General features: G+C 71.8%; 7 protein-coding genes. 4 read left to right on the top strand and 3 right to left on the bottom strand.

The genetic code is table 11. From position 1 onward, the window contains the following. Positions 1–504 (bottom strand): aldo/keto reductase (locus ACY5KJ_RS14115; RefSeq protein WP_462203553.1); only part of this gene is annotated, 504 nt, incomplete at its 3' end. A 167-nt stretch (positions 505–671) separates the two neighbouring features. Here ACY5KJ_RS14115 and ACY5KJ_RS14110 point away from each other — a divergent pair. After that, positions 672–950: a type II toxin-antitoxin system TacA family antitoxin gene (locus ACY5KJ_RS14110; protein WP_462188512.1), complete on the top strand. Its 279-nt coding sequence runs from the start codon at positions 672–674 to the stop codon at positions 948–950. 118 nt (positions 951–1,068) lie between these two features. After that, positions 1,069–1,560, top strand: a complete 492-nt coding sequence (locus ACY5KJ_RS14105; protein ID WP_462188513.1) for a GNAT family N-acetyltransferase — start codon at positions 1,069–1,071, stop codon at positions 1,558–1,560. 61 nt (positions 1,561–1,621) lie between these two features. On the opposite strand, the gene ACY5KJ_RS14100 is transcribed toward ACY5KJ_RS14105, so the two are convergent. Then, positions 1,622–3,427 (bottom strand): hypothetical protein, encoded by a 1,806-nt coding sequence (locus tag ACY5KJ_RS14100; RefSeq protein ID WP_462188514.1) that lies wholly within the window; start codon positions 3,425–3,427, stop codon positions 1,622–1,624. A 55-nt stretch (positions 3,428–3,482) separates the two neighbouring features. Continuing rightward, positions 3,483–4,886 carry a lipopolysaccharide biosynthesis protein gene (locus ACY5KJ_RS14095; RefSeq protein WP_462203552.1) on the bottom strand — a complete coding sequence of 468 codons (1,404 nt, stop codon included), beginning with the start codon at positions 4,884–4,886 and terminating at the stop codon, positions 3,483–3,485. A 185-nt stretch (positions 4,887–5,071) separates the two neighbouring features. Between ACY5KJ_RS14095 and ACY5KJ_RS14090 the strand changes: the two genes are divergently transcribed. Beyond that, positions 5,072–6,613, top strand: coding sequence for a glycosyltransferase family 4 protein (locus ACY5KJ_RS14090; RefSeq protein ID WP_462203551.1), 1,542 nt, complete (start codon positions 5,072–5,074; stop codon positions 6,611–6,613). Then, on the top strand, positions 6,580–6,900 hold the full coding sequence (locus ACY5KJ_RS14085) for a hypothetical protein (protein WP_462203550.1): 321 nt from the start codon (positions 6,580–6,582) through the stop codon (positions 6,898–6,900). The genes ACY5KJ_RS14090 and ACY5KJ_RS14085 overlap by 34 nt, the downstream gene beginning before the upstream one ends. Positions 6,901–7,461: the final 561 nt, after the last annotated feature.

Raw genomic sequence — 7,461 nt, 5'->3', positions numbered from 1 at the left:
ACAGATCCAGACCCGATTCACGTCCGGCGCGACACCGGTCTGGGCCAGCAGCCGGTCGAGGTGGGTCGTCTTGAAGTTCGACACCCCGATCGCGCGTACCTGGCCGTCCTTCAGCAGCTCGTCGAGCCCCTTCCAGGCCTCGACGTACCGATCCCGCCACGGGTTCGGCCAGTGGATGAGGAGCAGATCGAGGTAGTCCAGCCCCATCCGGCGGGTGCTCTCCACCGCGGCCCTGCGCACGCCGCGGACGCTGTGTGAGCGTTTGTTGAACTTCGTGGTGACGAACAGCTCCTCGCGGGGCACGCTGACGGCGCGTAGCCCGGCGCCGACCCCCTTCTCGTTGCCGTAGTTGTGCGCGGTGTCGATCAACCGGTAGCCCAGCCCGAGCGCCTGTTCCACCACCCCCTGGACCTCCCGGTCGTTCAGCGGCCAGGTTCCGAGCCCGAGCCTGGGCATCCGGGCACCGTGCGCGAGCGGGACGGTGGGGACAGGCGAAAGCGCCACGGGCGTAGGACCTCTCTGGTACGAAGAGATGCCGGGCGGCCGACCGGATCCGCGCTCCGGCCGGCCTCCGGGCATCCGGGCGACCCGGCCGCGATGGATGTGGTACCCACGTCGGCGAGCGAGACCCGGGGAAACGGGTCCGAAGACCCGGAGGGCAGACTGCCAGTATGAGCACCGCCAGGGACGACAGACTCGCGGTACGGCTACCCCAGGACGAAGCCGAGATCATCCGCTCGGCCGCGGAGGGTGAGGGCCTGTCCCTTGAGGACTTCGCCGTCGAGGCCATGAAGCGATACGCGCGAGAGGTTCTCGCCGACCGCCGCCTGTTCCGCGTCCCGGATGCCGACTGGAGCAAGCTCGAGGCGCTGCTCGACACGCCGCCGCCGGACTCCCCCCGGCTGCGCCGGCTCCTCGACGAGGAACCGGGCTCGGAGCAGCCGGAGTAGCCGGAGCACCCCGCCACCTCTGCCCGCCTCCCGGTCGGCCGACCAGCCGGCCAGTCGACCGGCGGTCCCGACCCGGTCCGACGCGGTCCGACGCGGTCCCAAGAAAGGATCCTACGCAGTGCCCCTCGCCAAGCCCGCGGCCCTGTCCGAGGGCCCGGACCGGCTCACCTTCAACAGCGGTGACGACCTGCTCGACGGCTGGCTGCGCCACCACGCCCTCGAACACCAGCAGGACCGGACGACGAACACGTTCGTGATCGTCGGTGGTACCCGGATCGCCGGCTACTACTGCCTGGCCACCGCCGCCCTGGAACGGATCCCCGGTTCACGCCGGTGGTCGCGCCGGTCCACCGAACCCGTTCCGGCGATGTTCGTGGGGCGGCTCGCGGTCGATGTCCGCTACCAGGGCCGCGGGGTCGGCGCCCAACTCGTGCGGGACGCCGTGATGCGGTCACTGACCGTCCATCGCATGGTCGGAGTGCCGCTCCTGCTCGCCCACGCGATACGGCAACCCGGCCGGGCGTTCTACCGCCATCTCGGCTTCCTCGGCACCCACGTCGACCCCTACCTGCTCGCGCTGCCGCTACACGGCGCCGCCGGCGGGGGCTGAGCGCCGCCGGCCCCCGCAGGCCCCCGCCGAGCGCCGCTGGCCCCCGCCGGCCGCCCGTCACCTACTCGTCGCCGAGCAGCACATCCAGGTTGACGCGCAGCAACCACTGATCGAGCTTGAACGGGGGGTACGGCCAGGGCAGGCCGTCGAGCACCAGCTGGTTCACCGGGAGCCACAGGCTGCGCCGGCGGGCGTCGACCGCGCCGCGGCGCACCCCGACATACCGGGTCGCGGGGCCCCGCAGCCTGCTCAGCCCCACGTCGATCGGCCGGTCGGTGCGGAAGGTCATCCGCGTGCCGCGCCCCGCCGGCCGCACGACCTGCACCAGGCCGTCGAGCCCGGCGAGCAGCACCGCGCCGGTGGCTGGATCGACGGTGATGCTGCACACCAGCCCACCCCGGTCGGTGCCCGCGATCAGGTAGTCGGGGCGGTTGGCGATGCCCCAGGTGTCGACCGGCCAGTTGCCCGTGGCGGGGGCCCGGGTCACCAGGCCGCGTTTCCCATCGATCTTCGGGTAGACGGCGAGGGTCTCCGCCCGCAGCCCGTCGGCCTTGGTGCGGGCCACGTACAAGGTGCCGTCCGTGCCGAACACGGCCGACTCCATCCGGGAGCCGTCCTGAACGGCGCGCACCGCCGTGCTCTTCGGGCTGATGGTGCCCCGCGACGCCGAGTAGGAGAACTCCTGCACGGGGAAGGGCTGGGCCCGGAAGTCCAGCCCGCGCACGTCACTGATCAGCACGAACCATTCGTCATCAGGTTCGCTGGTGGGATCGGCGACGACCTCCCGCGGGTTCACGACCAGCTCGAGGCCCAGCGGGCGGGCCTGCGGGTACTGCCAGTGCGCCCGCACCCGGCCGGCGAGGTCGACAACGAGCAGGGCGCCGTTGTCGGTGCCGCCGACCCCGGTCCCCAGGTACTGGGCGATGACCAGGTGCCCGCTGCGGGGCAGCCGGGCGATCGAGGACGGCCCGCGCGGTGAGCGCGGCTCCAGCGGCGCGAGCACCGGGAAGGCCAGCGCCGCCACGTACGGCGGGGCGGCGCTGGCGAGCTGAGCCGCTGTCCTGGATGCCGTCCGGTCGTAGGCCCACCGTCCGCCCAGGGAGTCCCGCCGGAGCTGACCGATGCTCGGCAACTCGCCGTCGACGGAGGTGTTCCAGCCGAAGAAGGGCATCAGCGAGACGAAGACCACCCGCTCGGTGCCGTCCGGGCCGGGCACGACGATCACGTCCGAGATGTCCCCGCCGCCTACACCATGGTAGTTCGGGTCGGCCCGGGGCAGGCTCGTCCGGCCCTTCGTTGAGGGGATCACCAGGCGGGTGAACCGTTCGGTGACCGGCTCGAAGATCTCGATCTCCATGCCCGTACCGGTCAGCTTCGCCTGGTCGTCGGTGAACGGAGTCGTCGCGAGGAAGACGGTACCGTCCGCGGCGACCGCGGACAGGAAGGCGGCCTGACCGGGGCCGAAGCCCCAGCCCGGCACCTCGGCGATCTCGATGGCCGACTGGTCGTCGAGGTTTCCGAAGGTGCCGGGTGCGCCATAGATGGTCAGCAGGTTCCTGGGCAGGCCCGCCACCGCCCCGGCCGGCATCGACGGGCCCACGGTGACCCCGCCGACCGGTGCCGAGGGTCGGCTCAGCGGCAGGTCACCGGAGGAGGTCGGACCCGAGGACGAGGAGAGCAGGCGCGCGGCGACGAGGGCGCCGGCGGACGTCGCGCCGAGGCCCACGGCCGTCGCGAGCAGGCGGCGGCGGGTGACGGCGAACGGCGAGCGCACCGACCCCGACGACCCCGACGACCCCGACGACCCGGGAGAACCGGGAGAACCGGGCTCACCGCCGTCCGCGTTCGGACGGGTCTGGGCTGGCATCAGCGGTGGCCTCTCCGCGCGGGGTGGGCTGGGACTCGTCGGGCAGAGGAACTCCTCACACCCGGGCCGGGACCCCCTCGCCGGGCTGGGGGTCGGGTAGTCCCACGCCCCCCGCCGGCCGCCGGTGCGTCTCGGCGGCCCGCGCCGCCCGGCGGTCGGTGTGATGCAGCTGGACCACGAGCAGGCCGACCGCGAGCGCGGTCACCGACTCGGCGGCGAGCGCGGCGGTGGCCGTGGCCATCGATCCGCCGCCGGCCGAGACGAGCGCCCCAGCCGTCGCCACGGTGGCGACGGCGAGCACGCCGACGACCCGGCGCACCCCGGCGCCGAGCAGGTACGTGGTGAACATCAGGGTGACGGCCAGCAGGGTCATGCTCAGCGCGAGCACCGACAGCGCGGAGGCGGCGTCGGTGAGATGCGCCCCGAAGACGAGTCCGATCAACCACTTGGCCGCGAACAGACCGAGCCCGGCGAGGAAGAGCCCGGGAGCGACGACGAAGACCAGCGCCACGACCAACGTGCCCCCGGCGGGGCGTCCCTCCTTGCGCCGTCGTGCCGCCTCGGGCAGCAGGAAGTTCGCGACCGCCAGCCCGATGAAGACCGGTACCTTGCAGGCCGTCGAGATCGCCGCGTAGCCGCCGACCCCGGAGGACCCCAGCCAGCCGACGATGACGACGTCCATATTCTGCAGCAGGGCGAGGGGGATCAGCGCGCCGAGGGCGACGGTGGTGTCGGCGATGACGCTGTGCCGGGCGCTGGCGCGCGGCGCCGGGATCGGCAGCGGAATCGGCCCGGTGGCCGGCGGTGTGCCGTCGTCAGGCAGCACGGTCGCCCCGCGCTGGGACACGGGCGGACGCGGCAGCCGCGGGGTGCGCGTGACGGCCCACCGGGCGTGCTCGGCGCCGACGACGACGCCGAGCACGATGCCCAGGCCCGCGCCGTTCACCCCGAGCCCGCCCAGCACGAGCACGATCACCAGGCCGATCCGGACGAAGCCCTCGACCACGAAGTTGACGGCGAGGCGCGGATAGGCCCCCCGGGCCTGCAGCAGGCCGCGTTCGACGCACAGCAGCGTCCACAGCGCGGCACCGATGGTCGCCTCGGCGATCGCGAGCGGATGCGGATAAGACATCAGCGCGGCCACCGGCCGGCACAGCACCACCGCGACGATCGCGGAGATCACGATGCCGACGCCGCAGGCGCCCCGCAGCCGCCGGATCCAGGACCACTGCTCGCGCCGGGTGCCCCCCGGCCCAGACGTCTCGTGCTGCACCACGGCGATCAGCAGCGCGTTACCCGCGACCGAGAGAATCAGGAAGATGCTGACCTGCACCGACACGGCGCCGTAGGAGTCCGGGTCCAGCGACCGGACGACGATCAGGTTCATCAGCAGGTTGCACCCGTTGACGAGCATGCCGGCGACGGCCAGCGCTGCCGGACCGGCCAGCAGGCCCGTCACAGCCTCACGCGAGGGCTTCGCCATCAGTCTCCCCACCGGGAACGGGACACGTCGAATCACCCACAGCGAAACACCGACCATGGTAAGTGGCCGACGATTTTCCGACATCGGTAGGTTGCAGGCGAACGTTGCAGACGAACATGGTAAGCCCTGGCGAGCGAAACGAAACGGAAGGAATGCCACCGGTGACGGGAAGCCTCAGCGTGACACCCCCGGAAGGGTCGACACACCGCGGAGGGTCCCGGGAGCGCCGGTACCTGCCCACCCTCGCCGGCCGGCACGTGGTGTTCCTCAACTGGCGGGACCGGGAGCATCCGCAGGCCGGCGGGGCGGAGCTGTTCTGCCAGTCGATCGCCGAACGGTTCGCCGCGGCCGGCGCCCGGGTCACCCTGCTGACCTCGCGGGCCACGGACGGTGAACGCCCGGGTCCGCCCGTCGCCGAGTCCGTCGGCGGCGTCGAGGTGCGCCGCGGGGGCGGCACCTTCGGCGTCTATCCGTCGGTGCTTGCCCGGCTGGCCAGCCTGGGGCGGGCCGGGCACCGCGTCGACGCCGTCGTCGACTGCCAGAACGGGATCCCGTTCTTCAGTCCCCTGGTGCTGCCGGCGAGCACCCCCGTCGTGCAGGTGCTCCACCACGTTCATCAGAAACAGTTCCCGTTGTACTTCCCCGGGCCGGTCGCCCGGGTCGGGCAGCTGCTGGAGGCGCCGGGCAGCCGGTGGGTCTACCGGCGCCGACCGGTGGTGGTCGTCTCCCCCTCGACCCGCGCCGAGGCCCGTGACATCCTCGGCCTGCCCGGCCCGCGCTTCCTGGTCCCCAACGGGGTGACCACCTCGGCCGCCGGGGCTAGCTCGGCCGCCGGGGCCACCGCGTTCACGGGCCCGGCTGGCGGCGGGCCCGCAGGCTCGGATGGCGGCCCCGCGACGGCACCCACCATCGTGTGCGTCGGCCGGCTCGTGCCGCACAAGCGGCTCGACCTGCTCCTCGACGCGCTGCCCGCGCTGGTCGGGGCGCATCCCGGGCTCACCGTCCACATCATCGGCGACGGCCCGGACCGCGAACGCCTGACCGCCCGCGCGGTCGCCCTCGGGCTGACCACCCCAGATACGGTGACCACCACCGACCCGGGGGCCGCTCCGGGCTCGGGAGGCACGACCGACCGGGACGGTGACGCCGTGCGCTGGCACGGCTACACCGATGCCGCCACCCGCGACCGGCTGCTTTCCTCGGCCTGGCTGACGGTCAACCCCTCGCATGGTGAGGGCTGGGGGCTGTCGGTGCTGGAGGCCGCCGCCCTCGGGGTGCCCGCGGTGGCGTTCCGGGTCCCGGGGCTGCGCGACGCGGTCCGGGACGGGACGACGGGATGGCTGGTCGACGAGGGCGAGCCGCTGGAGAAGACCCTCGACGCGGCGCTATGGCTACTGGCCGAGCTGCGCGCGGCGGCCCGCGCCTGGGCGGCTGGGTTCACCTGGGACGCCAGCCCCGAGCTGCTGGCCCGGGTGGTCACCGCCGAGATCGACCGGCTGGCCGGACCGGCGGCGAAGCGGGCCGAAGCAGGGGAACAAGGCCGCGCGCCGCAGCGGGGTCGGGGACCGGATCGGGGCCTGGAGCGCCGGTGCCGGGACGATGACCTCACGCACGCCCGCTTCACCCTGCCGGTCGGCGCCCCCGCCCGGCGTTGCGCCGCACGGACCTGGTGTACCGGCCGGATCCGACCGGCCCGGAGATGATCGCGGTCCTCTACGGTGCCGGCCCCGCCGCCGCGCGCACCGCCCTGACCCGGGCCGGAGTCGGGGTCGGCGCGCTCGCCGACCTGCGACTACGCCCGGCGACCGGCGAGGACCTGCTGTTCGCGGCCAGCCGTGACCTGGCGGCATCTCCCCCGGATCCGGGTCCCGACCCGATCCCGACCGACAACCGGGACGATCAGGCGAAGGCCGGAGCGCAACGAGCAGCCTCGAACATGCTTTCCACGGAGCTAGAAGGAGCAGCAGGACGGCCCCTGTCTCACGGATGAGACACTGATATCCATCATGCCCTCCCACAGGATTTCCGAACGTTTACCTTACGGCATATTTTCTGGAGGGATGGCGACCGAAGGGTAACACGAATTGATCACATGGATATATAGCTCAGCTTGGTACAGCAAACGGCTCAACCATCCTCGTGCAGCATCCTCCTCAGCAAGAACCTGAAAGCGCCACCCAAAAGGGCTGCGGAAACGACTACCCAGATGCCTGGGATTCCAGCAAAAGCCGCTATCACAATCAATGCGGCGATCAAACTGTATCCGATGACCGTGACCGGCATGTACCAGCCGGGGTGCCGACTGTTTCCGATGATCACTGCCGACTGTTTCCGATGATCACTGCCGACTGTTTCCGATGATCACTAGCGACCTCCTACCACCATATTCCAAATGTCCAACCGCAGTAGACCGTGTATCCAAAAATCGGCCAGACATAGGGGACGTAAGAAGTCCGAGAAGCAAAGATATTTCCATCCGACCCAAGCGCACCTTCGCCCGTCGGAGGTCGAGTTTGTTGTAGGGGTCCTGGTTGGCGTAGTCGTAGGGGTT

The organism is Frankia sp. CcWB3 (assembly GCF_977927595.1).
The sequence above is the reverse complement of the archived record's forward strand: the minus strand, read 5'-3'. Positions and strand labels throughout refer to the sequence as shown.